Source organism: Roseateles sp. GW835-FHT13E02, from assembly GCF_058794035.1.
Genome location: NZ_JBXAGJ010000006.1, coordinates 24,404 through 50,756, shown reverse-complemented (window position 1 = coordinate 50,756; position 26,353 = coordinate 24,404). Strand labels below are relative to the sequence as shown.

Genomic DNA, 26,353 nt, shown 5'->3' with positions numbered 1-26,353 from the left:
CCGAGCATGGCCCGCACGGGGCCGCTGGCCTTCACAGCGCCATCACGTAAACGCTCAAGGCCTCGTGCTTGGCATGGCGCTTGGCCGTGGCCGCTGCGCTGGCCACCTCTTCGGCCCGGTGCAGGCTGCCGGGGCTGACCCGGACCGCGCCAATGCTCAGCGTGGTGCAGGGGTGGAAGCGCATATCGCCATGGCGGTCTTCGGCCATGATGCCGCCCGCTTGCAAGGCCGCGGCATCAAACAGATTGCGGGCCAGCTCATTGAAGCCCTGAACGATCTGCTCGCAGCGCTGCTCCCAGTCGGCGCTCTGGAACAGCATCACGAAATCGTCGCCGCCGACATGACCCAGGAAGTCACGCTGGCTGTCGCAATGGTTGCTGGCCACGCGCGCCACCAGGCGGATCATCTCGTCGCCGCGCCAGTAGCCGTACTCGTCGTTGAAGGGCTTGAAGTGGTTGAGGTCGGCGTAGGCGGCGACGAACTCGCGCCCGCTGGTCAGCAGGCGGCCGATGTGCTGGCTGATCGGAATATTGCCGGGCAAGAAGGTCAGCGGGTTGGCGTGGCGCGCTGCTTCAATACGCGCCTCCGTCACCGAGCGTACCAGCTGTTCGCCGGTGCCCAGGCCGAGGTAGCGTCCCTCGCGCACGATGATGAAGCCCTCGCGCAGATAGCGCTGGTCGGCCGAGGTCAGCACGGTGGTCAAGGCCTCGATGCCGGTGTCGGCGTTGACGATCAGCGGCGTCGGGTTGGCGAACAGGGTGCAGGCATGGCGGCCGTACAGGTCCATGAAAAAGGGCTTGGCCCAGCGGTTGATGAACTGCGCCCGGTCGACCAGGGCCACCGGCTCTTGCCGGCTGTTGAGCACGGCGATGGCGTGCAGCTCCTCGTGTTCGTTGAAGACGCGGAACAGCTGCTCGTGCGTGGTGTCCTCGTGCACGGTCACGGCTTCCATCATCAGGCGCTCGGCGGTGACGCCGTTGCTGGAGGCGCGGCGCAGCTCGGGCAGCACGGCGATCTCACTGCTGGCCAGCACCTCGCGGGCGCCGGCCAGGGGCTCGCGCGCGCCGTCGGGTGTGGGGCGGCCGATCAGCCAGCCTTGGCCAAAGGCCACGCCGAGGTCGCGCAGCACGCGCAGTTCCTCGGCGTTCTCGATGCCTTCGGCCACCAGCTGGGCACCGAAGGTTTCGGCCAGCTGCAGCAGGGCGCGGAAGGTCTGCAGCTTCTCGGCATGGGCCGGCAGGTCGTGGGTGAAGTATTTGTCGATCTTGACCACATCGGGCTGGATCTCGGACCACAGGCGCAGCGAGGAGCGGCCGTCGCCAAAATCGTCCAGCGCAATGCCCACGCCCTTGCGGCGCAGCACGCCGATGGCGCGGCGCAGGCCCTCGATATCAGCCACGCGCTCATGCTCGGTCAGCTCGATCATCAGCTGGCTGGCGCAGATGCCCAGGTCTTCGCAGATGAACAGCCGGTCCTGCTCCAGGCCCTGGGCTACGGCGCTGGCCAGGGCCGTGGCGCTCATGTTCAGCAGCAGGCGGCCGGGCAGCTTGAGCCGGCTCCACTCGGCCATGGCCAGCAGGGCGCAGTGCACCTCCAGCTCGGTGTTCAGGCCTTCGCGCCGACCGGCGGCGAACAACATATCGGGGTACTCGAGCGGGCTGCCGATCGGGCCGCGCACCAGGGCTTCATGGCCGTAGACCAGTCCGCAGTCCAGCTGCACGATGGGCTGGAAGACCGTGCGCAGCTGGCGGCGGTCCATCAGGCGGCGAACCGTCAGTGGCGGAGCTTCATCGCCCGGTCTGGATCCTGCGGCGATGGGGGATGCGGGGGAGGGGGAGAGTGCGGCGCTGCTCATAGCGCCATGGTGCCCAGCGTCGATGACAGGGCCAAGAAAAGCGGGGTCCACCAGCACAAAGGCCGCATCAGCGTGAGCTATTGCTCGGCTGTGCGGCCTCGGGGTGGGCGTGTTCTGGCCTGGGTGGCTTCAGCTTGGGCTTACACGCGATTGAGCGACATGCCCGAGGTGCTGCGCAGGCGCTCGATCAGGCGCGGTGCGATCTGGCTCAAGGGCAGGACTTCGTCGGCCGCGCCGGCATTGATGGCTTCGCGGGGCATGCCGAAGACCACGCAGGTGGCCTCGTCCTGCACGAAGTTGTAGGCGCCGGCGTCCTTCATCACCTTCATGGCCTTGGCGCCATCGGCGCCCATGCCGGTCAGCATGATGCCCAGAGCGTTCGGGCCCACGACGCGCGCGGCCGAGTGGAACAGCACCTCGACCGAGGGCTTGTGGCGGTTCACCGGCTCACCGTCCTGCACGCGGGCGATGTAGTTGGCGCCCGAGCGCTCGACGCTCAGATGCAGGCCGCCCGGGGCGATATAGCCGTGGCCCGGCAAGATGCGCTCGCCATCGCTGGCTTCCTTGATGCGGATGCGGCACAGGCCGTCCAGGCGTGCGGCGTAGCTCTTGGTGAAGCCGGGCGGCATGTGCTGGGTGATGACCACGGCCGGGCAGTCGGCCGGCAGATTGACCAGCACATCCTTGGTCGCCTCGGTGCCGCCGGTGGAGGCGCCGATGAAGATGATTTTCTCGGTCGACAGCCGACCCAGGCTGGCCATGGTGACCGGCTTGGCCGGCGCTGCGGGTGGGTGGCCTGCGTGGGCGGCCGCGCCCGTTGCGCCCGAGGCGGGCAGGGCGGCGTGGCTGCGGCGGATGTGGGCCTTGGCGGCGATGCGGATCTTGTCGGTGATGTCATCGGCCAGCAGGCGGATGCCATCGGCCACGCCGATCTTGGGCTTGGCGACGAAATCGACCGCGCCCAGTTCCAGGGCCTTGAGCGTGACTTCAGCGCCACGCTCGGTCAGGGTGGACACCATCACCACCGGCATGGGGCGCAGGCGCATCAGGCGGGACAGGAAATCCAGGCCGTCCATGCGGGGCATTTCAATGTCCAAGGTGATCACGTCCGGGTTTAATGAGCGGATCATTTCGCGGGCGAGCAGCGGGTCGGCGGCGGCGCCAATGCAGACCATATCGGGCTGGCGGTTGATGATCTCGCTCAGGATGCTGCGCACCAGAGCCGAGTCGTCGACCACCACCACAGTTGTCTTGGCCATGTCTTACTTCTCCTCTTGGGGGCGGGCTCAGAACAGATCGACAGAACCGCCGCTGGCCACCACGGGCTGGGCTTTCTGGGCTGCAGAACGGTCCTGTTGCACCAGGGCGTCGGTGTTGGTGGGGGCGAGGCGCTTGACCATGGCCTTGCCACTGAAGGGCAGGAAGCAAACCTTGCGGGGATAGATGTCCATCACGTCCTTGGAGACGATGGGGATGCGCTCGAGCTTGAGGAAGTCGATCACGAAGTTGGTATTGCGTTCGCCGACATTGATGGTGTTCATGCCGGCAATCACGGCGCCACCGCCGAAGATCTTGGCTTCCATGCGGCCTTTGGAGGCGCCGCGCTTCATCATCTCGTTGATCAAGAGTTCCATGGCGTAGGAACCGTAGCGGCCGGAGTCGCCGCTGCCTTCGGGCAGCATGAAGTGGTTCATGCCGCCGATCTGGGCGTGGCGGTCCCAGAGGCAGGCGGCGATGCAGGAGCCCAGGGTCGTCATGACCAGCAGGTCCTCGTTGTCCACGAAGTACTCGCCGGGCAGGATCTTGACCGCCGCATTCTTGAAATGGGCGTCGTAGAAGAAGAACGATGCTTCACCAGGCTTGCGCGGCATGGCCTTGAGTTGCGCAACGCGGGCCGCTCCCGCGCCGCTGGTGAACATCGAGCCGGTGCCTGCACCGGAAGTGGGCGGGGGGGTGCTCATGTTTTTTTATCGGTCGCTGGACTGTGAACTTGAGGATTGCGTCGGAGCGGGGCTCAGACGCGCTCGTATATCGTCTTGCCGCGCAGGCGGAACAGATCGCGCGAGTCGGTGAAGTTCTCCGAGTGGCCGACGAAGAGCAGACCATGCGGGCGCATCACACGGTGGATGCGTTCCAGCACCTTGCGCTGGGTCGGCGGGTCGAAATAAATCATCACATTGCGGCAGAACACGATGTGGAAGGGCTCGCCCAGCGACCACTGCGTGTCCATCAGATTGAGCGGCTTGAAGTCGATCCAGCGCTGCAGCTCCGGCTTGACGCGGATGCGCCCGGAGTTGCCACCGGTGCCGCGCATGAAGAAGTTCTTCAGCCGGGTCTGGTCCAGGCCTCGGGCATCGGCGTTGTAGACACCGCGGCGAGCCGTGTTCAGCACATTGGTGTCGATGTCGCTGGCGGTGATCTGCACCTGGGCACTGCTGCCCAGCGCTTCGCTGCAGGTGATGGCGATGGAGTAGGGCTCCTCGCCCGTGGAGGCTGCGCAACACCAGATGCGCACCGGCTTGCCGGCCAGCGGCTTCAGGTCGTCGGTCAGGGCGTGGAAATGGTGCTCTTCGCGGAAGAAGGAGGTCAGGTTGGTGGTCAGGCAGTTGACGAACTCCTGCCATTCCTGCGTGCCCTCCACCCCGGTGGCATGTTCCAGCCACTGCAGGTAGGCGGCGAAAGACTTGTGGCCGGTCTCGCGCAGGCGGCGGGAGAGGCGGCTGTAGACCATGGCGTGCTTGCCATCGTGCAGGCTGATGCCTGCGTGCTTGTAAATCAGTTCCCGAACCCGGTCGAAATCCGCCCGGCTGAAGCTGAATTCATGGTCGATGGCTTCGGCGCCTGGTGCACTTGGAACAGCTGGCATAAGGTGAGCTCGGTTATGTCCCGGCTGCTGGCGCAGTCCAGGCTTTGATTTTGCGTCGTCTTGCAGTCTGGCGGTTCAAGCCTGTCCAGCATAGGCCAAACAAAGCCGCCAACAGGGGTCAGATCGCCAATTGAGCACGAAAACCCACTGCTAGACTGGCTGCGCACTTGCCCCTCCCCCTGCACACCATCTTGGATTCCTCAAGCCCCACACCCGCTTTGCTGGATGCCCGACGCCTGCGGCTGGACCTGGCCCTGCAGCTGCTGCAGCAGGCGGGCGCCTTGCTGCCCGAGGCCGAGCCTTACAGCGAGGCCTGGCTGCAAGGCATCATGGACGCGCTGTGCGACCTGTCCAGCAAGGACGCCTTGACCGGCCTGGTCAACCGCCGCAGCTTCGAGATGGCGCTGGCCCGCGAAGTGGACCGCGTGGCGCGTTCGGGGGAATCGGCCTTGCTGCTGGTGCTGGACATCGACCATTTCAAGGCGGTCAACGACACCTACGGCCATGCGGCCGGTGACCTGGTGATTCAGGCGGTGGCCGGGGCGCTGAACCAGGTGGTTCGGCCCATGGACACGGTCGCCCGCGTGGGCGGCGAAGAATTTGCCATCGTGCTGCCCAAGTGCGCAGCCGGTTTTGGCGCCACCGTGGCCGAGCGCCTGCGCGAGCGGGTGGCCGAGCTGCGGATCGAAATTGCGTCCGGCCAGGTGCTGGCGGTGACGGTCAGCCTGGGCGGTGCCTTTGCGCCGCAGTGGGTGCGCTCCTCGTCCCTGCTCTGGATGGAGCGGGCCGATCGTCAGCTCTACCGCGCCAAGGCCGAGGGCCGCAACCGGGCCTGCCTGGAGAACCAGGTCGATTCCCTGGTGAGCGCCGAGGAAAAAGGCATGTTGTTTGCAGTAACGCAACAGGAAAGTGAATGAGTACGACACCTGATCCTGCTGCATCGTCGCCGGCGTCCCCGCTGGGGGCCGCCCGTCCGGCGCCCAAGACGGGCAGCCGTGCCGGCGCCCGCACCTTGGCCGTCACCAGCGGCAAGGGCGGCGTGGGCAAGACCTTTGTGACCGCCAATCTGGCGGCCGCCCTGGCCCTGCGCGGCCAGCGTGTGCTGGTGCTGGATGCCGACTTGGGCCTGGCCAATCTCGATGTGGTGCTGAACCTGCACCCCAAGCTGACCCTGCACGATGTCTTCACGGAGAAGGCCACGCTGGACCAGGCCATCTTGCCGGCGCCCGGCGGCTTCTCGGTGCTGCTGGCGGGTTCGGGCATGGTGGAGTATTCGCGCCTGACGCCCGAGGTGCGCGACAAGCTTTTGCACATCGTTGAGATGGTGCGGCCGCGTTTTGACTGGATCTTGTTCGACACCGGCGCCGGCATCTCCGATGTGGTGCTGTTCTCCATCTCCATGGCTGCCGATGTCCTGGTGGTGGCCACGCCCGAACCGACCTCGCTGACCGATGCCTACGCCACCATCAAGGTGCTGGCCACCCAGCAAGACCGCCGCGAGGTGGGCCTGCTGGTCAACCAGGCCAACCGCGTGGGCGAAGGCAAGCTGATCTGCGGCCAGCTGCAGCAGGTGCTGCAGCGCTTTGTCGGCGCCCGCCCGGGCCAGAGCTTCAAGCTGGAGCTGCTGGGCGAGGTCAAGAACGATCTGACCGTGCGCCAGGCTGTGCTCAAGCGCCAGCTGGTGCTGGAACATTACCCCGGCAGCGATGCGGCTCAGGCCATCAAGGCTTTGGCCAATAAACTGCTGGGATGAGCAGTTCAGACACCTCTTCCGATTCTTCCCCCTCAACATCGTCCTCGCCCGAGGCCTCGCCCGCCACTGCCTTTGAGTGGGTGGGCGGCGAGGCTCGGGTGCGCGCCCTGGTCGATCGTTTCTACGATCTGATGGAGCTGGAGCCCGCCTTCACCGAGCTGCGCGCGGCCCACGGCCCCAGCCTGGACAGCGCCCGCGACAAGCTGTTCTGGTTCCTCTGCGGCTGGCTGGGCGGCCCCAACCACTACATCGAACGCTTCGGCCACCCGCGTCTGCGCGCCCGCCATCTGCCCTTCAAGATCGGCATCGCCGAGCGCGACCAATGGGTCGCCTGCATGGGCATGGCCATGCAGGATGTGGCGCTGGACCCGGCGCTGCAGGAGCGCTTGCTGGAAAGCTTTATGGGGACGGCGGATTGGATGAGAAATGTGTGAGCCCCTCGCCCGCGGGTACGTGGGCGGTCCCCCGGGGGGAATGGACTCAGCGGCCGGCGTGGCCGGCCGCTGAGTCCTCAAGCCGGCCTTGGGGCGGCCCGGCGGTCGGCTTGAGTGGGGGGGGGCGCTGGGCTTGCGCGTCAAGTGCCGGCCAGCAAGACCATCAAGGCGCCGCTGCCGCCATCGCTGGCGCGGGCCTGCACGAAGGCCAGGACCTGGTTTTTCTGCACCAGCCAGCGGCGCACCCGGGCTTTGAGCACGGGTTCGCGGCCCGGTGAGCCATTGCCCTTGCCGTGGACCACGCGCACGCAGCGCAGGCCGCGGCGGGCGCTTTCCTGGATGAAGTGGCCCAGGGCCTCGCGGGCCTGATCGCGGCGCAGGCCGTGCAGGTCAAGCTGGGCCTGCAGGCTCCAATGGCCGCGGCGAAGCTTGCGCACCACCTCCTGGCTGATCTCGGGGCGGCGGAAGGACAGGCTCTCGTCGGTTTCCAGCAAGGTGTCGACATCGAAGTCGTCCGACAAAGCCTGCAGCAGCACCTGGCGCTCGTCGGCCTCCCGCTGCAAGGGTTCTGGGGCGGGGCGCTGGCGCTGGTGCAGCACTCGGGCCTGCTGGGCAGCCAGCCGTGTCACCGGGCCGACGCTGAGCTCGAAGATGCGCCGCTCCTGCTCGGCCAGGCGCGCAGCCGCCGCTTCGCGCTCGCGCCGCTCTTCCTCGGCGCGGCGCGCCAGGGCCAGCTCGCGCTGCAGCAGCTTGAGGTCTTGCAGGCTGTGGAGGGCGGGGCGGGCGCGCGATGGGGAGGGCGGGGATGTCATGGCGGGAGCTGCGTGGCGGGCGCCATCATATTTGCCCGCGCTCCGCCATCGAGATCACCTCGCCCATGCCCACCACGAAATGGTCAAGTACCCGGATGTCGACCAGGTTCAGGGCCGACTGCAAAGCCTGGGTCAGAAACTCGTCGGCGCGCGAGGGTTCGGCCACACCGGAAGGGTGGTTGTGGGCCAGGATCACGGCGGCCGCACCCAGGGCCAGGCCGCGCTTGACCACCTCGCGCGGGTAGACGCTGGTTTGCGTCAGCGTGCCGCGGAACATCTCTTCCAGTGCAATCAGGCGGTGCTGGGCGTCGAGGAAGAGCACGGCAAAAACCTCGTGGCCCAGCCCGCCGAGTTGCAGGCTGAGGTAGCGCCGCACGGCCTCGGGCGCGTCGAACACCGGCCGCTGCGCCAGCTCGCTGTGCAGCGAGCGCCGCGCGATTTCGAGCACGGCGGCGATCTCGGCCTGCTTGGCCGGGCCGAGGCCCTTGATACCTTTCAGATCGGCCACCCGGGCATGGAGGAGACCGTGCCAGCCCCCGAACTGATCGAGCAACTGCTGCGCCAGTTGCAAGACCGGTGTGCCCTGGATGCCGGTGCGCAGCAGCAGGGCCAGCAGTTCCGCATCGGCCAAGGCCTCGGGGCCGCGCGCCAGCAGCTTTTCGCGCGGGCGGGCTTCGGGCGGCAGGTCGTGCAGCGGCATGGGCTTCTCCGCAGGGCAGCAGGCAGTGGAGCAGGGCCGCAGGGGGCCGGGCAGGGCTTTCTGTCGTTGGTGGCCGGGAGAGGTGGGCACAGGCCCTAAAATCCGGGCAACTTCGACCTCGCGCTCCCATGAATCTTATCCAAGCCGGTTCTTTCCTGACGCTGCACTACCGCCTCTCTGGGCCAGACGGCACCGACGTCATCAACACCTTCGATGACAAGCCGGCCACCCTGTCCCTGGGCACGGGCGAGCTGTCGCCCGCCATCGAGGCGCGCCTGATCGGCCTGGCCGAAGGCACGCGCGCCCAGTTCGAGCTGGCGGCCGGCGAGGCCTTTGGCGAGCGCAATGCCGAGATGATGCAACGCGTGAAGCTCAGCCTCTTGCGCCAGCTGGGCGACCCGGACGAGGAGTACCACGTCGGCGATGTGGTGCAGTTCCCCACGCCCGACGGCCAGGCCAGCTACGCCGGCCTGATCCGTGAGATCGGCGAGGACAGCGCCTTGTTCGATTTCAACCATCCGCTGGCCGGCCAGCCGGTGAGCTTTGAAGTGCAAGTGATCGGGGTGCTCTGAGATGCCGAATTCCATCCAGCCCCAGGAAGTGTTGCTGGCCGAGCCGCGCGGCTTTTGCGCCGGTGTGGACCGGGCGATCGAGATCGTCGAACGCGCGCTGCTCAAGTTTGGCGCGCCCATTTATGTGCGCCATGAGATCGTGCACAACACCTATGTGGTCAACGATCTGAAGGCGCGTGGCGCCATCTTTATCGAGGATCTGGCCGAGGTGCCGCCGGGCGCCACGCTGGTGTTCAGCGCCCACGGCGTGAGCCAGGCGGTGCGCCAGGAGGCGGCGCAGCGCGGTTTCCAGGTCTTCGATGCGACCTGCCCACTGGTGACCAAGGTCCATGTCGAAGTGGCCAAGCTGCACCGCGAAGGTTATGAATTCATCATGATCGGCCACAAGGGACACCCCGAGGTCGAGGGCACCATGGGCCAGCTCAGCGAAGGCATTTACCTGGTCGAAGAGGCCAGCGATGTGCCGCATGTGCGAGTCAAGGATCCGTCCAAACTGGCGGTGGTCACGCAGACCACGCTGAGCGTCGACGATGCCGCCGAGATCCTGGCCGCCGTGAAGACGCATTTCCCTCAGGTGCGCGAGCCCAAGAAGCAGGACATCTGCTACGCCACGCAAAACCGCCAGGATGCCGTCAAGGTGCTGGCGCCGCAGGTGGACGTGGTCATCGTCGTGGGCAGCCCGACCAGCTCCAACAGCAACCGCCTGCGTGAGCTGGCCGAGCGCCTGGGCACGCCGGGTTTTATGGTCGATGCGGCCGAAGACCTGCAGCCCGAGTGGCTCGATGGCCGCGCCCGGGTCGGCCTGACCGCCGGCGCCTCGGCCCCCGATGTGCTGGTGCAGGCCGTCATCAACCGTCTGCGCGAACTCGGCGCCACCACGGTGCGCAGCCTGCCGGGCGTGGAAGAGCATGTGCGCTTTCCTCTGCCCATGGGTCTGGGCGACAAGTCCATGGCCGAGGTGAGCAGCTCTCGATCCTGAAGCCGGCGCTCAGGCCTGCCGGCGGCGCCTGCTCTTGGCGCCGTTTTGCTTTCATAGAATCGACCGAATTCCAAGGACACCTCTTCAAATGCTAGACATCAATCTGTTGCGCAAGGACCTGGCCGCCGTGGTGGCCCGCCTGAACACCCGCAAGAACCCCCAAGCCTTCCTGGACGAAGCCCGTTACGCCGCGCTCGAGACCGAGCGCAAGGGCGTGCAGATGCGAACCGAGGAACTGCAAAGCCGACGTAACAGCCTGTCCAAGCAGATCGGCATGCTGAAGGGCAAGGGCGAAGATGCCTCGGCCGTGATGGCCGAAGTGGGCGGCATCGGCGATGAGCTCAAGGCCGCGGCCGAGCGCCTGGAAGCGATCCAGGCCGAGCTCAGCACCATGCTGATGAGCGTGCCCAATTTGCCCGACGAGAGCGTGCCTGTGGGCAGCGACGAAAGCGGCAATGTGGAAGTGCGTCGCTGGGGCACGCCGCGCAGCTTCGATTTCGAGGTGCGTGACCATGTAGACCTGGGTGCACCCTTGGGCCTGGACTTTGAAACCGGCGCCAAGCTCAGCGGCTCGCGCTTCTCTTTCTTGAAGGGCCCTGCGGCTCGCCTACACCGTGCACTGGCCCAGTTCATGCTGGATGTGCAGACCGAGGAGCATGGCTACACCGAGTGCTACACGCCCTATATCGTCAACCGCGAGGTGCTGGAAGGCACGGGCCAGCTGCCCAAGTTCAAGGAAGACATGTTCTGGGTGCTGCGCGGTGGTGATGACCAGGCGCAAGAGCAGTACCTGATTTCCACCTCGGAAATCTCGCTGACCAACACCGTGCGCGAGCAGGTGCTGGACGCCTCGGCCCTGCCGATCAAGCTGACCGCCCACAGCCCTTGCTTCCGCTCGGAAGCCGGCAGTGCCGGCCGTGACACACGCGGCCTGATCCGCCAGCATCAGTTCGACAAGGTCGAGATGGTGCGCATCGAGCATCCCGAGCGCAGTATGGCCGCGCTGGAAGAGATGACGCTGCACGCCGAGGCCATCCTGCAGAAGCTGGGCCTGCCTTACCGCACGGTGCTGCTGTGCACCGGCGATATGGGCTTCGGTGCAACCAAGACCTATGACCTGGAAGTCTGGGTGCCAGCGCAGAACACCTACCGCGAGATCAGCTCCTGCTCGAATATGGGTGCCTTCCAGGCCCGCCGCATGCAAGCGCGTTTCAAGAACGAGCAGGGTAAGAACGACCTGGTCCACACCCTGAACGGCTCCGGCCTGGCTGTAGGCCGCACCCTGGTCGCGGTTCTGGAGAACTACCAGAACGCCGACGGCAGCATCACCGTGCCCGAAGCCCTGCGCCCCTACCTGCGTGGCGCAGAAATTTTGCGGGCCTGAGCGAAAAGTGCTGGCAATCTGAGAAAAGCTCGCTATACTAGCGGGCTTACTCGCAGCAACCAACGCGAGCACCAGAATACCGGAGAGGTGGCAGAGTGGTTGAATGTACCTGACTCGAAATCAGGCGGACGGAAACGTCTCGGGGGTTCGAATCCCCCCCTCTCCTCCAAACAGCTTGCTCGGCAAGCACTGCAAAACGGGCCCTTGAGGCCCGTTTTGCTTGTGTGCTTACGAATCGTTGTTCCCAAGCCCTGGGGTTCGTGGGAGCAAGAAAAGCTGGAGCAGTGCGATGCTTCAGTCCGGCAAGCCCATCAGCAAATCACCACCGGCATACAGCCAGCTTTCCCAATCGCATGCTTCGTCATCCTGAAAGGGTGCAGGGGTAGCCGCACATACTGGCGAAAGAGGCTGTGAGCTGGCTTGCGGGCTTTGACGAAGGGCTTGCAGGCTGCGGCGGCGTGCAGGGCGGGTAGCTTGAGCGGCAGGCTTGCGGTTCGCCGCGCGCAGCGAAGCCGGGGTGTCGAGACGCAAGACGTGGCTCTGAGGGCGGTGTGTGGACTGCATGGCTGAAGGGCTCCTGTCGATGGATGCAACTGTCCTCCGATGCAGATTGGCCAGATACCCCCGCCAAGGGGTGCCCTCCAATGGGGGGTGAGGGGTGGCTTGACTGCTGCTCCCGGTTTGGATTGTCGGAGCTGTGGGCGCGGGATGCGCAGGCGGCGTGAATCTCACCGGAAAGAGTGGGCACCTGAGCGGCACTGCTCCGGTGAGCGGGCAAAAAAATGCCCCGGCAGGCATGAAAGCCTGCAGGGGCCGGTTCAATCGCCGAGGGCGGTAAACCAATCGATCGGGCATCCGATCGAGGAGACAAAACTGATTTGAGGGGCCGATTCAGCGCCTTTGGCGCGTCAGATCTGCCAGAAGGCACTCAAACTCGATGAATGCCACTATAAGACCAGTTTAGGCTCTTGGCTTCGAAGGATTCCGGCTTTCTATTGCCGTTTTTCGCAAGAATGAACGAAAGCCAGGGGTTTCAGAGTCCAGCCTAGCTGGCCGATTCATGGGCAGCGGCTTCGACGGCTTCTCGCGTCAGCGGCGCGGCAAAGGTCGACATGAAGGCGTAGACGTAGTCGCGCAGGTAAGCGCCGCGGCGCACGGCGAGCCGGGTCATGTTGTCGGCGAAGAGGTGGCGGGCGTCGATGGCGGCCAGGTGCTGGTCGCGTTCCTCGTCGTAAGCAATGGAGGCAACGATGCCCACGCCCAGGCCCAGCTCCACGTAGGTCTTGATCACGTCGGCGTCCATGGCGGCCAGCACGATGTTGAGATCCAGGCCGGCCGTGCGGAAGGCATCGTCGATGTGCGAGCGGCCGGTGTAGCCGAGCTCGTAGGTGATGATGGGGAACTTGGACAGGCGCTCCAGGGTCAAGACCTGACCCTCGGCGGCTTCGCGGGCCAGTTCGTGGTCCGGCGGCACCACCACCGAGTGGGTCCAGCGGTAGCAGGGCAGTGCGATCAGCTCATCGAACTGGGCCAGGGCCTCGGTGGCAATGCCGACATCGGCCTCGCCATCGAGCAGCAGGCGTGCCACCTGCTGCGGCGAGCCCTGATGCAGGTGCAGGCTGACATCGGGGTGGGCGGCCCGGAAGTCGCGCACCACCGGCGGCAGGGCATAGCGCGCCTGGCTGTGGGTCGCCGCAATGCGCAGCGTGCCGGTGCCGGCGCGGGCGAAGTCATCGCCGGCGCGGCGCAGATTGTCGGCCTCATGCAGCATGCGCTCGATGATGGGCAGCACTTGGCGGCCCGGCTCGGTCAGGCCGGTCAGGCGCTTGCCGGCTCGCATGAAGATCTCGATACCGAGCTCATCCTCCAGCTCGCGGATCTGCCGGCTCACGCCGGGCTGCGAGGTGTGCAGGGCATGGGCCACTTCGGTGAGGTTGAAGCCGCGGCGCTGGGCTTCGCGGATGGAGCGCAGTTGCTGGAAGTTCATGCCTCAGGCTGCCTTGGCGGTGCTGGCTGCACGCGGGGTTTCGGTGTTCTGGCCGGCTTCGAACAGGCTAAGGCGGCTGGCGGCCAGGTGCACACGCTGGCCGCTGTAGAGGCTCAGGGCCTCGGCGCGTTCGCGGCTCAGCTCGGCCTCGAGGTGTTGGCCCTTGGGGCCGAGAAGCTCGACGCGGGCACTGGCGCCAAAGCTCAGCACGCGCTCCACCGTGGCGGCCAGGCCTTGCGCATCGGCCGCGGTCAGGATTTGCAGCTCATGCGGGCGGGCATAGGCCTGCACCGGGCCGGTGGTGTTGAAGGTGGCGCCATGCTGCAGCTGGTGCTCGCCGATGTGGACCACGCCGTTCTCGGCATGGCCTTCGAAGCGGTTGACTGCGCCGAGGAAGCCGTAGACAAAGGGCGTGGCCGGCTTCTCGTAGACCTCTTGCGGCGTGCCGATCTGCTCGACGCGGCCATGGTCCATCAGCACCACGCGGTCGGCCACTTCCAGGGCTTCTTCCTGGTCGTGGGTGACGAAGACGCTGGTGATGTGCAGTTCGTCGTGCAGGCGGCGCAGCCAGCGGCGCAGTTCCTTGCGCACCTTGGCGTCGAGGGCGCCGAAAGGCTCATCCAGCAGCAGCACGCGCGGCTCCACGGCCAGGGCGCGGGCCAGGGCGATGCGCTGGCGCTGGCCGCCGCTGAGCTGGGGCGGGAAGCGATCGGCCAGCCAGTCCAGCTGCACGAGATTGAGCAGCTCATGCACTTTCTTCTTGATGACGGCCTCGCTGGGGCGCTCCTTGCGCGGCTTGACGCGCAGGCCGAAGGCCACGTTTTCGAACACCGTCATGTGGCGGAACAGGGCGTAGTGCTGGAACACAAAACCGACCTGGCGCTCGCGCACATGGGTGTCGGAGGCGTCTTCGCCGTCCAGCAAGACCTGACCCCGATCGGCCGTTTCCAGGCCGGCGATGATGCGCAGCAGCGTGGTCTTGCCGCAGCCCGAGGGGCCCAGCAGGGCCACCAGCTCGCCGGTGGGAAAGTCGAGGCTGACGTCGCCCAGGGCGGTGAAGGCGCCGAAGGACTTGTGGATGTTGCGGACTTGGATGCTCATGTCGATGCTTCCTTGAGGGATCGGTGGGCATTCCACTCGACGAACTGCTTGAGAACCAGAGTGACCAGGGCCAGCAGGGCCAGCAGGGAGGCCACAGCAAAGGCGGCCGCGAACTGGTACTCGTTGTAGAGAATTTCCACGTGCAGGGGCAGGGTGTTGGTGTAGCCGCGGATGTGGCCCGAGACCACCGAGACCGCGCCGAACTCGCCCATGGCCCGCGCATTGCACAGGATCACGCCGTACAGCAGGCCCCACTTCACATTGGGCAGGGTGACGCGCCAGAAGGTCTGCCAGCCCGAGGCGCCCAGCACCGTGGCCGCTTCTTCCTCATCGCGGCCTTGGGCCTGCATCAGCGGGATCAGCTCGCGTGCCACAAAGGGGAAGGTCACGAAGATGGTGGCCAGCACGATGCCGGGCACGGCAAAGATGATCTTCAGGTCATGCGCTTGCAGCCAGGGGCCGAACCAGCCTTGGGCACCGAACAGCAGCACATAGACCAGGCCCGCCACCACCGGCGAGACCGAGAAGGGCAGGTCGATGAAGGTGATCAGGAGCTGCTTGCCGCGGAAATCATGCTTGGCGATGGCCCAGGCTGCGCTGACGCCGAAGACCAGGTTCAGCGGCACCGAGATGGCGGCGGCGATCAGGGTCAGCTTGACCGCCGAGACCGCGTCGGCCTCGACCAGGGAGGCGATGTAGACCTCCCAGCCCTTGCGCAGCGCTTCGTGGAAGACCGCCACCAGGGGCATGATCAGGAACAGGCCGAAGAAGGCCAGGCCCAGTGTCAGCAGGGTGATGCGCACCCAGGGCGCCTCGCGCGTGGCGGGGTTGCGCTCGTAGCGTCCGGCGCTGCCGCTTTGCGGCACGCCCAGGCTTGAAACGATGCCGGCCATTATTTGCGTCCTTCCAGACCGTTGCGGCGCGAGCTCCAGGCTTGCAGGCCATTGATCGCCAGCAGCAGCACGAAGCTGAACACCAGCATCACCGCAGCGATCGAGGTGGCGCCGACATAGTCGTACTGCTCCAGCTTGGAGATGATCATCAGCGGGGTGATTTCGCTGACCATGGGCAGGTTGCCGGCGATGAAGATCACCGAGCCGTATTCACCGACGGCGCGGGCGAAGGCCAGGGCAAAGCCGGTCAGCAGGGCCGGCGTCAGCGTCGGCAAGACCACCAGGCGGAAGGTCTGCCAGCGGTGGGCGCCCAGGGCGGCCGCGGCTTCTTCCAGCTCGGTTTCCATGTCTTCCAGCACCGGTTGCACCGTGCGCACAATGAAAGGCAGGCCGATGAAGATCAGCGCCACCAGAATGCCTAGCGGCGTGAACGCCACCTTGATGCCCCAGGGGGCCAGCAGCGAACCCAGCCAGCCATTGCCCGCGTAGAGCGCGGTCAGCGCAATGCCGGCCACGGCGGTGGGCAGGGCAAAGGGCAGATCGATCAAGGCATCGACCACCTTCTTGCCGAAGAACTCGTAGCGCACCAGGCTCCAGGCCAGGATCAGGCCAAAGACCAGGTTGATGCTGGCGGCCAGCAGCGAGAGGCCAAAGCTCAGCTTGTAGGACGCCACCACCCGCGGCGAGCTGGCCGCGGCCCAGAAGGCCTCAAAGCCATGGCCGGCCGATTTGATGAACACCGCCGACAGCGGGATCAGCACGATCAGTGAGAGGTAGAACAAGGTGAAGCCTATGCTCGGGCCGAAGCCGGGCAGCACCCGGCGTTTGGCCCGGCGCGGGCCGGCATCTGCCGCTGGCAGCGCGTGTGGCGCTGCGGCGGGCGAGGGGATCACATGGCTGGTCATGGCAAGGCGGCGGTGTGGAGCGCGTGCAGATGGGTGGTCAGCGGGGCTGGGTCAGCTTGCAACTCGGGCTCAGCGCTTGATGCCGGCCACGATCTGGTCGTACTGGCCCCCATCGGCGAAATGGGTCTTGCTGACTTTGGCCCAGCCGCCCAGCAGCTGGTCGACGCTGAACAGCTTGATCGGCGCGAAGCGCTTCTCTTCGCGCTTGAACACGGCCGCATCACGCGGGCGGAAGTTGTGGCGGGCGATGATGGCCTGGGCTTCCGGGGTGTAGAGGAAGTCCAGATAGGCCTTGGCGGTGGCGGCGGTGCCCTTTTTGGCGACGACCTTGTCGTTGATGGCCACGGGTGCATCCGCTTCGATGGACACGCTGGGGTTGACCACCTCGAACAAGCCCTTGCCGAACTCGTTCTCGATCAGCTCGGCTTCCGATTCAAAGGTCAGCAGCACATCGCCGATGCCGCGCTGGGTGAAAGTGGTGGTGGCGCCGCGGCCACCGCCGTCCAGCACCGGCACGTTGGCGAAGATCTTGCTGACCAGCTCCTTGGCCTGAGCGTCATTGCCGCCCTTGGCCAGCACGCTGCCCCAGGCAGCCAGATAGCTGTAGCGGCCATTGCCCGTCACCTTGGGGTTGGGGATGATGACTTGCACGCCGGCACGGGCCAGATCGTTCCAGTCCTTGATGCCCTTGGGGTTGCCCTTGCGCACCAGGAACAGGATGGTGGAGCTGTAGGGCGCGGCATTGTTGGGGAAACGGCTGCGCCATTCAGTGGGCGTGAAGCCCTTGTCGGCCAGCACGTCCACATCGGTCGCCTGGTTCATGGTCACCACATCGGCCTCCAGGCCGCCGATCACGGAACCGATCTGTTTGCTGGAGCCGCCGTGCGATTGGTTGATCGTCAAGGCCTTGCCCGTCTTGGCTTGGTGCTGCTTGATGAAGGCCGGGTTGATCTCTTTGTACAGCTCGCGGCTCACGTCGTAGGAGACGTTGAGCAGGGTATCGGCCGGGCTTTGCGCCAGGGCGCTTGCAGGCATCAGGCTCCAGGCCAGCAGGGCAGTGGCGGCCAGGGCGACGGTGCGGCGAGAGGTCTTTTCCATGATGTCAGGCGGGGCAGGGCATGCCCGGTTGGAGAGTCAGGCCCGCACTGTGCCTGCCGCCTCTTATTCATGGAACAACAGTTTTTATATTTGTTTATCCGTGTTTTGAATAAGTGACCGTCTGGAAACGAAGCTTGGGTCATTCCAACCAATGCCAGGGGCGCGCTCGCTGAAGAATCGGTCCGGGCCGTGCGGGCGCTTGCTCACTTTCGCTTTCCCCATGCACCCCATCAGCAAGTGCGCACACGGCCCGGCCTATCCCCTGTGCACGCCGTCGACGCGGCGAGCTGGCTGGCAGCCCCCACGCGCGACCCAGTGGCACAGGTCACCGGTCTTTCCTGGCTCTTCCTCTTCGTCCCTCGGGCCGCGTCTTTGTCGCGGCCTTTTCCTCGTGACGATGTTTCTTGGTGTTCGCCGCGGATGGTGTGTTTGCCGTCCTTGACGAAGCTCAGTCTAGGTGGCCGCCTGCGCCGCGCCCAAGAAGTTTTGCGTAGGACTATGTCTGCATAACGAATAAATCAGGCAGCATGGCGCGCCCGAGCTTTGAGATGCCGGGCAGGCTCATTTGGGCCCGACCGTGATCCAGCGCCATTCCAGCCAGTTGTCCGGGCGGTGCACCACCTGGATATGGCTTCGGGCCGCCCAGGGGATGAACTGGCGGTGCAGGGGGATGTAGTGCACCTGCTCGGCCTGGCGCTTGAAGGCCTGCTTGATCAGCTGCTGGCGCTTGGCTTCATCGGGCTCCTTGCTGGAGGCGGCGACCAGGGCATCGAGCTCATCATCCTTGAAATTGCCGCGGTTGTACTCGCCCACGCCCTTCTCGCCGCGGTTGCGGAAATGCGAGGTGAAGATGCTCTCGGGGTCGGTGATGGAGCCGCCCCAGCCGAAGAGATAGGCCGAAGTGTCCAGCTGCTCCAGCTTGCTGAAGATCAGGCCTTTGGGCTGGGCGTTCACGCGGGTTTTGATGCCCAGCTTGGCCCATTGCGAGGCCAGGGTCATGCAGATGCGCTCGTCATTCACATAGCGGTTGTTGGGGCAGTCGAGCGTGAACTCGAAGCCATTGGCATAGCCAGCCTCGGCCAGCAGCTTCTTGGCGGCAGCCAGGTCGTAGGGCAGGCGGGCTTCCAGTGCCGGGTCGTTGAAGCTGCCCAGGGGCGAGGGCACCAAGGCACCGGTGGGCGCAGATTGGCCGTTCATCAGCTTGGTCTTGATCGTTTCGATGTCGATCGCCTGGTAGAGCGCGCGCCGCACCCGCACATCCTTGAAGGGGTTCTTGCCCTTGACATTGCTGTAGAGCAGCTCGTCGCGGCCCTGGTCCAGGCCGATGAAGATGATGCGGTTCTCGGGGCCGTTGACGATCTTGACGCCGGGCGTGCGGGCCAGGTTCTCCAGGTCGCGCGGCGACGGGTCGAGCACGAAATCCACCTCGCCCGAGACCAGGGCGGCGGTGCGGGTGGCATCGCTCTTGATCGGGGTGTAGATCACCTCTTGCACATTGCCCTCGATCTGGCCCCAGTACTTGGGGTTGCGCTTGAACACCGTCTTGCTGTCGGGCGCGCGGCTGACCAGCATGAAGGGACCGGTGCCGTTGGCGTTGAAGGCGGCGTAGGACTCCTCCTTGGCCGAGAAGTCCTGGGTGCGCGTGGCCTTGTGGGCCTCGGCCCAGCCGCGGCTCATGATGTAGATCGTGGTCAGGTGCTGCAGAAAGATCGGGTTCACCTGGGGCAGGCTGAACTCCACCGTCAGATCGTCCACCTTGCGCGGCTCACCCACCGCATTGGCGTACATGGCGATCTGCGAGCTGGGCTGCTTGGCGCGCTGGATGGAAAAGACGACGTCATCGGCCGTGAAGGGCCGGCCGTCGTGGAACTTCACCCCCGGGCGCAGCTTCAGGCGCCAGCTCTGCGGGCCCAGCTGCTTCCACTCGGTGGCCAGCTGAGGCACCAGCTTGAGCTGCGGGTCGCGGGTGACCAGGAACTCATAGATCTGGCCGTTGACGGTGTTGGTCAGGGTTTCATTCTGTGCATAGGGGTCCAGCGTCAGCGGATCACCGGCGCTGGCCCAGCGCAGGGTTTGGGCCTGGGCGGAGGGCAATGTCCAGGTCAGGGCGGCGCCCAACAGGCAGGCCAGCAGGGGCGATTTCATGGGGCAGACTCCGTACAACAAAGCAGGACGGCCGGGACGGGCGCAGCGTGAGCCCGTCGCCAGCCAGAAAGGGGCGGCAGTGTACGCAAGCGGCGTCCGCGGCGCCTGCGCTTGGCGCAATGGTCGCAGCTTTGCCATTGCCATTGCGTCTATCGTCTTGCGAAAAGCTTCGTAGCCAAGGAGACTGCCTGCCGGCTTGAATGTGCCGCTGCGCCCGGCGTCGTGGCGCTGTTTTCTGCACGGACTGCAGGCTGTGTGCCTCGTCACCTTGTCATTCACTTCTATTGGAGCCGCCTCATGACACGTTTGACCGCCCAGGATTTCTCGCCCGAGATCCTTCGGCTCTTCGACCACTATGTGCACGGCGGCCTCAGCCGTCGCGGCTTTCTCGACCAGGCGCAGCGTGCCCTGGGCAGCGCCGCCGCGGCCACGGCCACGCTGGCGGCCCTGTCGCCCCGCTTTGCCGCGGCGCAGCAGGTCAAGCCGGACGATGCGCGCATCAGCACCCGCTGGCTGGAGATCGATTCGCCCCAGGGCAATGGCCGCGTTCGCGGCTACCTGGCGCGGCCTGCTGGCGCCAAGGGCCGCTTGCCCTCGGTCCTGGTGGTGCATGAAAACCGGGGCCTGAACCCGCACATCGAGGACATCACCCGGCGCCTGGCGCTGGACGGCTTTCTCGCCTTCGCGCCCGATGCGCTCTTCAACCTGGGCGGCTACCCCGGTGATGAAGACAAGGCGCGCGAGCTCTTCGGTAAGCTCGATGCGGGCAAGACTCGTGCCGATTTCGTGGCCGCAGCCCGTGCGCTGCAGGCCTTGCCCGAGGGCAACGGCCGTGTCGGCGTGGTGGGTTTCTGCTTCGGTGGTGGCATCGCCAACTACCTGGCCACCCAGCTGCCCGACCTGGCCGCCGCCGTGCCTTTCTACGGCGGCCAGCCGCCGGTTGAAGAGGTGGCCAAGATCAAGGCCCCGCTCCTGATCCACTATGCCGCCCAGGACGAACGCATCAACGCCGGCTGGCCCAAGTACGAGGCCGCGCTCAAGGCCGCCGGCGTGCCCTTCGAGGCGCACATGTACGCCGGCACCCAGCATGGTTTCAACAACGACACCACGCCGCGATTCGATGCCGAGGCGGCCAAGCTGGCCTGGCAGCGCACCGTGGATTTCTTCAAGGCCAAGCTGGCTTGAGGGTTGGAGGCCCGCCGTGCCCCGGGCAAGAGCCCGGGCCGGCAAGGGCAATCCGGGGCGGCGATGATGCGCGCTCCTGAATCTTGAACGCCTTCTTGCCCACATTGCCCATGTCCGATCTGAGCTCCTTCGCCATCATCCGCAAATGGCCGGCCCGCCACCCCGAGCGTCTGCAGCTCTACTCCCTGCCCACGCCCAATGGCGTCAAGGTGTCGATCGCGCTGGAGGAGCTGGGCCTGCGTTACGAGGCGCATCGCGTCAGCTTTGACAGCCAGGACCAGTTCTCGCCCGAGTTCCTGTCCCTGAACCCTAACAACAAGATTCCGGCCATCCTCGACCCGCAGGGCCCGGGCGGCGTGCCTTTGGCGCTGTGGGAATCGGGCGCCATCCTGGTCTACCTGGCCGAGAAGCCGCAGGCGCAAGCGCTTCAGTTGCTGCCTGCCGATGCGGCTCTGCGTTACGAGACCCTGCAGTGGCTGATGTTCCAGATGGGTGGCGTCGGGCCGATGATGGGGCAGCTGGGTTTTTTCCACAAGTTTGCGGGCAAGGACTACGAGGACAAACGCCCGCGCGACCGCTACGCCGCCGAGACACGCCGCCTGCTGGGCGTGTTGAACCAGCGACTGAGCGGCCGCCGCTGGCTGATGGGCGACGCGTACACGATCGCGGACATCGCCGTCTTCCCCTGGATCAACAACCTCCTGAACTTCTACGGCGCCGGCGAGTTGGTCGGCATCGCCGAGTTCCCCGAAGTGGCGCGGGTGCTGCAGGCCTTTCTCGACCGCCCGGCGGTGCAGCGCGGATTGCAACAACCGGGCCTCGCCTGAGCGCCACCCCCTCCAAAGAGGGCCCTCTTTCGGGTTAGAGCGATTTCCTGTCTGGGCGCGCACAGTGCGCAGCAGCTCGCGGGCTTTTCCGCCGCCACAGCAGGAGATCCACATGCATTTCGAAGAAGTTGACGCCGGGGACTACCGCATCTATGCCGGCGCCATGAATCGCTTGCACAGCTATGGCTATGTGGCCGCCGTCGTGGTGATGCGGGTGCGTGGCGAACTGCCGCGCCAGGAAGCCTACCGGGATGAAGCCCTGGCCGGCGGTTTTGGCTGGTCCTCGCCGGCCGAGGCCCTGCGCTTTGCCATCAATGCCGGGCGCGATTTCGTCATGTGCCGCATCGGCGCCCCGGCCTGAGCCAGCCCCACCGGATGGGGCTTTGTGGCTGAAAAACGCCGCTGCGGGCCTGTTGGGGCAGCCGCCCGAGGTCGATAAACCGCTGTTCGTCGCGCGGCTTGCTTCAAAGCCTTGGAGTCGGGCTTGCCTGCGGCTACGCTGCCGGCATGTCGAAAGTTCCCCCATTGCTGGACGGTCAAGCGGCCAGCACCGGCCGCATGCGGTTTGCGCGGCAAGAGGCTGCAACCGTGTTGAGCCAGGCCGAAGCCTGGCAGGCCTTTCTGGTCTACCTGAATCCCAGCCGGGTGCTGTCCACCCTGGGCCTGGCGGCTTTCGCCGCCGTTCTGCTCTCGCCCATCTTCGCTGTCAGCTTTCCGGTTCTGCTGGGGCGCACCTTGTTTGTCGGCCTGCTGGGCCTGCTGGGCTTTGCCGTGGCCGGCCACTGGCCCCGGCGCCTGCCGCGCTGGCTGGCGCGCTGGTTGCTGCAGGTGCTGGCCGTGGTGGTGATGGTGCCGACGGCCACCCTGGTTGTGTACCTCGTGGCGGTGGGCGGCGATCTCTACCGCCTGCTCAACAGCGAAGGGCGCATGTTCGGCTTTCTCTGGATCGCCGGCTCGGGCCTGCTGGTGGCGCCGCTGCTGGCCATGGGCGCGCTGTACCGGCAGCGCGATGCCGAGGCACGCAGCCAGGCCTTGCGCTTCGAACTGGAGCGCAGCGAGCTGGAGCGCCAAGCCCTCGATGTGCGCCTGCGCCTGCTGCAAGCCCAGGTCGAGCCCCATTTCCTCTTCAACACCCTGGCCAATGTGCGCGCCCTGGTGGAAACCGGCAGCCCGCAGGCGGCACCGGTGCTGCGCAGCCTGATTGCTTACCTGCGCGCCGCCATGCCGCGCCTGCAGAGCGAGGTGGCGACCCTGGGCGACGAGCTGACCCTTGTGCGCGCCTATCTCGAGCTGATGCACCTGCGCATGCCGGACCGGCTCAGCTTTAGCATCCACATTCCGGCCGAGCTGGAGAACCTGCGCTTTCCGCCCATGGCTTTGCTGACCTTGGTGGAGAACGCGGTGCGCCACGGCATCGATCCCAGCGAGGAGGGTGGCCACATCGAGCTCGGTGCCGAGCGCAGCACAGCCGAGGGAGGGGTTCGCCTCTGGGTCAGCGACAGCGGCATGGGCCTGAGCCAGAGCGCGGGCTCGGGCACCGGCCTGCGCAATCTGCGCGAGCGGCTCAAGGTCTTCTACCCCGGCGGGGCCAGCCTGGCCCTGAGTGAGAATCAGCCGCACGGCCTGCGCGCCGAGATCCAGTTCCAGCCATGAGTTCAGACCAAGCCCCAAACGCCTCGGCCGCGCCCACCGCCCTGGTCGCCGATGACGAACCCCTGTTGCGCGACAGCCTGGTGCGCGCACTCGCGCAGGCCTGGCCGGAGCTGCAGGTGCTGGGCCAGGCGCGCAATGGCCGCGAGGCGGTCGAGAAGTTCGAGCAGCTGCGGCCGGACATCGTGTTTCTCGATGTGCACATGCCGGGCCTGAACGGGGTCGAGGCGGCGCGGCAGTTGGCGCGTCGTGCGCACATCGTCTTTGTCACGGCCTACGAGCAGTACGCCGTCCAGGCCTTTGAGCAGGGCGCCTTGGATTACCTGGTCAAGCCCATCGATGAGGCCCGCTTGGCGGACACGGTTGCGCGGCTGAAGCAGCGCCTGGTGGAGCAGCGCTCCGTGCAGGGGCACGCACCGGCGCTGGATGCTGCAGAGCTTGCGGCGAAGGATGCCTCGCCTGTGTTGCCGCCGGCCGCGCTGGAGGCCGTGATTCAGCAGCTGTTGACGCGCCTGCAGCAATCGCCCCGAGCCGAGCCCACGGTGGTGACCGCCGCGCCGAGCGCTTCGACTTCGCCGGCGGGATCAGCGGCCAGCGCCGCTCAGCCGGCCTATCTGCAGTGGATCCGTGCCTCGGTGGGCGCCAGCTTGAAGCTGATTCCGGTGGACGAGATCATCTACCTGCGTTCGGACGAGAAGTACACCCTGGTGGTCTGGCCCGAGGGTGAGGCCTTGATCCGCACACCCATCCGTGAGCTGATGGAGCAGATCGACCCACAGCGTTTTGCCCAGGTTCACCGCTCGGTGGTGGTCAATCTGCATGCCATCAGCCACGTCACCCGCGGCCCGAACGAGACCGCCGATGTGCACCTGAAGGACCGGCCCGAGGTGCTGCCGGTCAGCCGCAGTTACCTGCACCTGTTCCGGCAGATGTAAGCCAAGCCCGGGGCGGGCTCATCGGCTCAGCGGCTTGGCGCGGGCCCGCTGACCACCACCGGGTCCAGGCGCCACAGCACCGGCGTCTTGCCCTCGGGCGTGAAGAACCAGCTGTCGACCAGGCCAACGACGATCAGCAGCAGCAAGGCCGCGAGCAGGGCGCCATGCAAGCCGCTTTCCGAAAACACGTGGATGCTTTTGCGGGCCATGATGGGCTCCTTCCTGGCTCATGAAAACAGCGGGGCGGTCCGAACAACTCTAGGCCGCCTTCGCAGGGAGTTCCAGTGCCGCGAGCCAGTGACAAGCATGAAAAAAGGCGGCCGAAGCCGCCTTGTTCTGGGTGGTCCTGAGACTGCTCAGGCGTTCACTCAAACCATCGCTCAAATATTTACTCAGATGGCCTCGGTACGGGCCATCAGCCAGGCCAGGCCGGCGCCGCCGAGCAGAGGGGCCAGGCGGCGGCGCACCTCGGCGTGGTACTGGTTCAGCCAGGCGATCTCGTCCGCGCGCATCAGGCTCAGGTCGATGCAGCGGGTTTCGATCGGGCACAGGGTCAGGGTCTCGAAGCGCAGCATCTCGCCGAACTGGCCGCGCTCGGGCGTGTCCAGGCCGGTGTTGAGCACCAGGTTCTCGATGCGCACGCCCCATTGGCCCGGGCGGTAGAGACCCGGTTCGATCGAGGTGATCATGCCGTGCTCCATGGCCATGGTCGCGTCGGGCACAGCCTTGGAGATGCTTTGCGGGCCTTCATGGACGTTCATGAAGTAGCCGACGCCGTGGCCGGTGCCGTGGCTGTAGTCCAGGCCATGCTCCCACAGCGGGCTGCGTGCCAGGGCGTCGAGCATGGGGCTGAGCGTGCCGCGCGGGAAGCAGGCGCGTGAGAGGTTGATCGTGCCCTTGAGCACCAGGGTGTAGTCGCGCTTTTGCGCGGCGCTGACCTCGCCGATGCCCCAGACGCGGGTGATGTCGGTGGTGCCGCCCAGGTACTGGCCGCCCGAATCGATCAGCAGCAGGCCGTTGCCCTCGATCACGCTGTGCGAAGCCGGCGTGGCGCGGTAGTGCGGCATGGCGCCGTTGGCATTGAAGCCGGCGATGGTGGGGAAGCTCAGCCCCTTGAAGCCGGGGCGGCGCGCGCGTGCGGCCGTCAGCTCTTCGTCAATGGTCAGCTCGGTGATGCGCTGCTGGCCCAGGGCGCTCTCCAGCCAGGCGTAGAACTCGCACATGGCGGCGCCGTCCTGCTCCATGGCCTCGCGCACGAAGGCGGCTTCGGCGGCGGTCTTGCGGCTCTTGGCCAGGGTGCTGGGGTTGATCGCTTCACGGATGCTGGCGCTGGCCGGCACGGCCTGGCGCAGGCCGAAGGTGACGCGCTTGGGGTCCATCAGAACGCGCGCATCGGCCGGCAGGGCGGCCAGGGCGGTGGCGGCCTCAGCGTAGGGGCGCAGGCTCACGCCGTCGGCGGCCAGGCGGGCCTGCAGGGCCGCGTCGATCTTGCCTTCGGCCACAAACAGGGTGGCCGCTTGCGCGTCCAGCAGCACATGGGCCATGAAGACCGGGTTGTAGTCCACGTCCGAGCCGCGCAGGTTCAGCAACCAGGCCACGTCGTCGACGCTGCTGATGAAATGGTGGCTGCAGCCCTGGGTGGCCATGGCGGCGCGGATGGCGGCCAGCTTGTCGGCGCGGCTGACCGTGGCCTGCGGAGCGGTGTGTTCCCAGACGGCGCTGTCGGGCAGGCCCGGGCGCTCGGCCCAGACTTCGTTGACCAGGTCGATGTCGGTGCGCAGGGTGATGCGAGCTTCGGCCATGGCCGTGCTCAGCAGGCGGGCCAGGGCCAGGCCCAGCACCTGGCCGTCCACGGCCAGGGTCTGGCCGGCTTGCAGCTGGGCGGCGATCCAGGCGATGTAGTCGGTGGCCGCTCCGCTCATGACCTTGACCAGCTCGATGCCGGTGCCGGCCAGCTCGGTCTCGGCCTGGGTCCAGTAGCGGCTGTCGGCAAAGATGGCGGCGCGCTCGCGCGTCACCACCAGGGTGCCGACCGAGCCGGTGAAGCCCGACAGCCACTGGCGCGCCTGCCAGCGCTCGGGCAGGTATTCGGACAGATGCGGGTCGGCCGAGGGCACCAGCACGGCGTGGACGTCGTTGCGCTTCAGGGCATCGCGCATTTTCTCGATGCGCAGGGTCAGGGTGGATGTGCGAGCGTCCATGGCGGGGTCTCCGGGTCTGTGGTGCGTCTGCGCGGGTCGCGCGTGGGGCGCGGGTGTGCGCCTGAATCGTC

Annotated in this window: 26 protein-coding genes and 1 tRNA gene; 12 read left to right on the top strand and 15 right to left on the bottom strand. The window is 66.3% G+C overall.

Going from position 1 to position 26,353, the window contains the following annotated elements; translation table 11 throughout:
- Window positions 1–31: 31 nt before the first annotated feature.
- The 4 genes from AC1Q6P_RS07590 to AC1Q6P_RS07575 all read right to left on the bottom strand — a co-directional run bounded on the left by AC1Q6P_RS07590 (window position 32) and on the right by AC1Q6P_RS07575 (window position 4,721).
- Entirely contained in the window at window positions 32–1,759 is a 1,728-nt protein-coding gene (locus AC1Q6P_RS07590; protein ID WP_165794722.1) for an EAL domain-containing protein, read from the bottom strand.
- 236 nt (window positions 1,760–1,995) lie between these two features.
- Window positions 1,996–3,114 (bottom strand): protein-glutamate methylesterase/protein-glutamine glutaminase, encoded by a 1,119-nt coding sequence (locus AC1Q6P_RS07585; RefSeq protein ID WP_171828285.1) that lies wholly within the window; start codon window positions 3,112–3,114, stop codon window positions 1,996–1,998.
- A 27-nt stretch (window positions 3,115–3,141) separates the two neighbouring features.
- Window positions 3,142–3,774 (bottom strand): chemoreceptor glutamine deamidase CheD, encoded by a 633-nt coding sequence (cheD, locus tag AC1Q6P_RS07580; protein ID WP_223696846.1) that lies wholly within the window; start codon window positions 3,772–3,774, stop codon window positions 3,142–3,144.
- A 95-nt stretch (window positions 3,775–3,869) separates the two neighbouring features.
- Window positions 3,870–4,721, bottom strand: a complete 852-nt coding sequence (locus AC1Q6P_RS07575; RefSeq protein WP_171828284.1) for a CheR family methyltransferase — start codon at window positions 4,719–4,721, stop codon at window positions 3,870–3,872.
- Window positions 4,722–4,912: 191 nt separating this feature from the next.
- On the opposite strand from AC1Q6P_RS07575, the gene AC1Q6P_RS07570 reads away from it, so the two are divergent.
- The 3 genes from AC1Q6P_RS07570 to AC1Q6P_RS07560 are packed head-to-tail and all read left to right on the top strand — an operon-like array spanning window position 4,913 to window position 6,908.
- Window positions 4,913–5,638, top strand: coding sequence for a GGDEF domain-containing protein (locus AC1Q6P_RS07570; protein ID WP_492663209.1), 726 nt, complete (start codon window positions 4,913–4,915; stop codon window positions 5,636–5,638).
- Window positions 5,635–6,474, top strand: a complete 840-nt coding sequence (locus tag AC1Q6P_RS07565; RefSeq protein WP_102769966.1) for a MinD/ParA family protein — start codon at window positions 5,635–5,637, stop codon at window positions 6,472–6,474. The genes AC1Q6P_RS07570 and AC1Q6P_RS07565 overlap by 4 nt, the downstream gene beginning before the upstream one ends.
- On the top strand, window positions 6,471–6,908 hold the full coding sequence (locus tag AC1Q6P_RS07560; protein WP_492663210.1) for a group II truncated hemoglobin: 438 nt from the start codon (window positions 6,471–6,473) through the stop codon (window positions 6,906–6,908). Before AC1Q6P_RS07565 ends, AC1Q6P_RS07560 begins: the two co-directional genes overlap by 4 nt.
- Window positions 6,909–7,048: 140 nt before the next feature.
- Here AC1Q6P_RS07560 and AC1Q6P_RS07555 read toward each other — a convergent pair whose 3' ends face one another.
- A complete protein-coding gene (locus AC1Q6P_RS07555; RefSeq protein ID WP_271009020.1) occupies window positions 7,049–7,720 on the bottom strand; it encodes a Smr/MutS family protein in 672 nt (223 codons plus the stop codon).
- 25 nt (window positions 7,721–7,745) lie between these two features.
- Window positions 7,746–8,420 carry a RadC family protein gene (radC, locus tag AC1Q6P_RS07550; RefSeq protein WP_492663211.1) on the bottom strand — a complete coding sequence of 225 codons (675 nt, stop codon included), beginning with the start codon at window positions 8,418–8,420 and terminating at the stop codon, window positions 7,746–7,748.
- Window positions 8,421–8,548: 128 nt separating this feature from the next.
- Here radC and AC1Q6P_RS07545 point away from each other — a divergent pair, with 128 nt between their 5' ends.
- The 4 genes from AC1Q6P_RS07545 to AC1Q6P_RS07530 all read left to right on the top strand — a co-directional run bounded on the left by AC1Q6P_RS07545 (window position 8,549) and on the right by AC1Q6P_RS07530 (window position 11,524).
- On the top strand, window positions 8,549–8,992 hold the full coding sequence (locus tag AC1Q6P_RS07545) for an FKBP-type peptidyl-prolyl cis-trans isomerase (RefSeq protein WP_492663212.1): 444 nt from the start codon (window positions 8,549–8,551) through the stop codon (window positions 8,990–8,992).
- A gap of 1 nt (window position 8,993) precedes the next feature.
- Entirely contained in the window at window positions 8,994–9,971 is a 978-nt protein-coding gene (ispH, locus tag AC1Q6P_RS07540; protein WP_102769971.1) for a 4-hydroxy-3-methylbut-2-enyl diphosphate reductase, read from the top strand.
- A gap of 88 nt (window positions 9,972–10,059) precedes the next feature.
- Window positions 10,060–11,355: a serine--tRNA ligase gene (gene serS / locus AC1Q6P_RS07535; protein WP_492663213.1), complete on the top strand. Its 1,296-nt coding sequence runs from the start codon at window positions 10,060–10,062 to the stop codon at window positions 11,353–11,355.
- A gap of 81 nt (window positions 11,356–11,436) precedes the next feature.
- Window positions 11,437–11,524 (top strand) — tRNA-Ser (locus AC1Q6P_RS07530).
- A 125-nt stretch (window positions 11,525–11,649) separates the two neighbouring features.
- On the opposite strand, the gene AC1Q6P_RS07525 is transcribed toward AC1Q6P_RS07530, so the two are convergent.
- From AC1Q6P_RS07525 to AC1Q6P_RS07495, 7 genes are all read right to left on the bottom strand, one after another.
- Window positions 11,650–11,886 carry a hypothetical protein gene (locus tag AC1Q6P_RS07525; protein WP_171828278.1) on the bottom strand — a complete coding sequence of 79 codons (237 nt, stop codon included), beginning with the start codon at window positions 11,884–11,886 and terminating at the stop codon, window positions 11,650–11,652.
- A gap of 514 nt (window positions 11,887–12,400) precedes the next feature.
- Window positions 12,401–13,342 carry a CysB family HTH-type transcriptional regulator gene (locus AC1Q6P_RS07520; protein ID WP_492663214.1) on the bottom strand — a complete coding sequence of 314 codons (942 nt, stop codon included), beginning with the start codon at window positions 13,340–13,342 and terminating at the stop codon, window positions 12,401–12,403.
- Window positions 13,343–13,345: 3 nt separating this feature from the next.
- On the bottom strand, window positions 13,346–14,443 hold the full coding sequence (locus tag AC1Q6P_RS07515) for a sulfate/molybdate ABC transporter ATP-binding protein (RefSeq protein ID WP_271009046.1): 1,098 nt from the start codon (window positions 14,441–14,443) through the stop codon (window positions 13,346–13,348).
- Window positions 14,440–15,336: a sulfate ABC transporter permease subunit CysW gene (gene cysW / locus AC1Q6P_RS07510; RefSeq protein WP_171828275.1), complete on the bottom strand. Its 897-nt coding sequence runs from the start codon at window positions 15,334–15,336 to the stop codon at window positions 14,440–14,442. The genes AC1Q6P_RS07515 and cysW overlap by 4 nt, the downstream gene beginning before the upstream one ends.
- Window positions 15,336–16,241 (bottom strand): sulfate ABC transporter permease subunit CysT, encoded by a 906-nt coding sequence (cysT, locus tag AC1Q6P_RS07505; RefSeq protein WP_492663215.1) that lies wholly within the window; start codon window positions 16,239–16,241, stop codon window positions 15,336–15,338. The genes cysW and cysT overlap by 1 nt, the downstream gene beginning before the upstream one ends.
- Window positions 16,242–16,310: 69 nt before the next feature.
- Entirely contained in the window at window positions 16,311–17,339 is a 1,029-nt protein-coding gene (locus AC1Q6P_RS07500) for a sulfate ABC transporter substrate-binding protein (RefSeq protein WP_171828273.1), read from the bottom strand.
- A gap of 561 nt (window positions 17,340–17,900) precedes the next feature.
- Window positions 17,901–19,484: an ABC transporter substrate-binding protein gene (locus AC1Q6P_RS07495; protein ID WP_492663216.1), complete on the bottom strand. Its 1,584-nt coding sequence runs from the start codon at window positions 19,482–19,484 to the stop codon at window positions 17,901–17,903.
- 297 nt (window positions 19,485–19,781) lie between these two features.
- Between AC1Q6P_RS07495 and AC1Q6P_RS07490 the strand changes: the two genes are divergently transcribed.
- The 5 genes from AC1Q6P_RS07490 (at window position 19,782) to AC1Q6P_RS07470 (ending at window position 24,081) form a co-directional block, all read left to right on the top strand.
- Window positions 19,782–20,669 carry a dienelactone hydrolase family protein gene (locus AC1Q6P_RS07490; RefSeq protein ID WP_492663217.1) on the top strand — a complete coding sequence of 296 codons (888 nt, stop codon included), beginning with the start codon at window positions 19,782–19,784 and terminating at the stop codon, window positions 20,667–20,669.
- Window positions 20,670–20,779: 110 nt separating this feature from the next.
- On the top strand, window positions 20,780–21,496 hold the full coding sequence (locus AC1Q6P_RS07485; RefSeq protein ID WP_492663218.1) for a glutathione binding-like protein: 717 nt from the start codon (window positions 20,780–20,782) through the stop codon (window positions 21,494–21,496).
- A 112-nt stretch (window positions 21,497–21,608) separates the two neighbouring features.
- The gene (locus AC1Q6P_RS07480) at window positions 21,609–21,857 is read left to right on the top strand and encodes a hypothetical protein (protein ID WP_102770411.1); all 249 of its coding nucleotides are present in this window, start codon (window positions 21,609–21,611) and stop codon (window positions 21,855–21,857) included.
- Window positions 21,858–22,003: 146 nt separating this feature from the next.
- Window positions 22,004–23,149 carry a sensor histidine kinase gene (locus AC1Q6P_RS07475; RefSeq protein ID WP_492663219.1) on the top strand — a complete coding sequence of 382 codons (1,146 nt, stop codon included), beginning with the start codon at window positions 22,004–22,006 and terminating at the stop codon, window positions 23,147–23,149.
- Window positions 23,146–24,081: a LytR/AlgR family response regulator transcription factor gene (locus AC1Q6P_RS07470; RefSeq protein ID WP_492663220.1), complete on the top strand. Its 936-nt coding sequence runs from the start codon at window positions 23,146–23,148 to the stop codon at window positions 24,079–24,081. The genes AC1Q6P_RS07475 and AC1Q6P_RS07470 overlap by 4 nt, the downstream gene beginning before the upstream one ends.
- A gap of 26 nt (window positions 24,082–24,107) precedes the next feature.
- Here AC1Q6P_RS07470 and AC1Q6P_RS07465 read toward each other — a convergent pair whose 3' ends face one another.
- Window positions 24,108–24,290 (bottom strand): hypothetical protein, encoded by a 183-nt coding sequence (locus tag AC1Q6P_RS07465; protein WP_102769982.1) that lies wholly within the window; start codon window positions 24,288–24,290, stop codon window positions 24,108–24,110.
- Window positions 24,291–24,473: 183 nt separating this feature from the next.
- Window positions 24,474–26,282 carry an aminopeptidase P family protein gene (locus tag AC1Q6P_RS07460; protein ID WP_492663221.1) on the bottom strand — a complete coding sequence of 603 codons (1,809 nt, stop codon included), beginning with the start codon at window positions 26,280–26,282 and terminating at the stop codon, window positions 24,474–24,476.
- Window positions 26,283–26,353 lie beyond the last annotated feature (71 nt).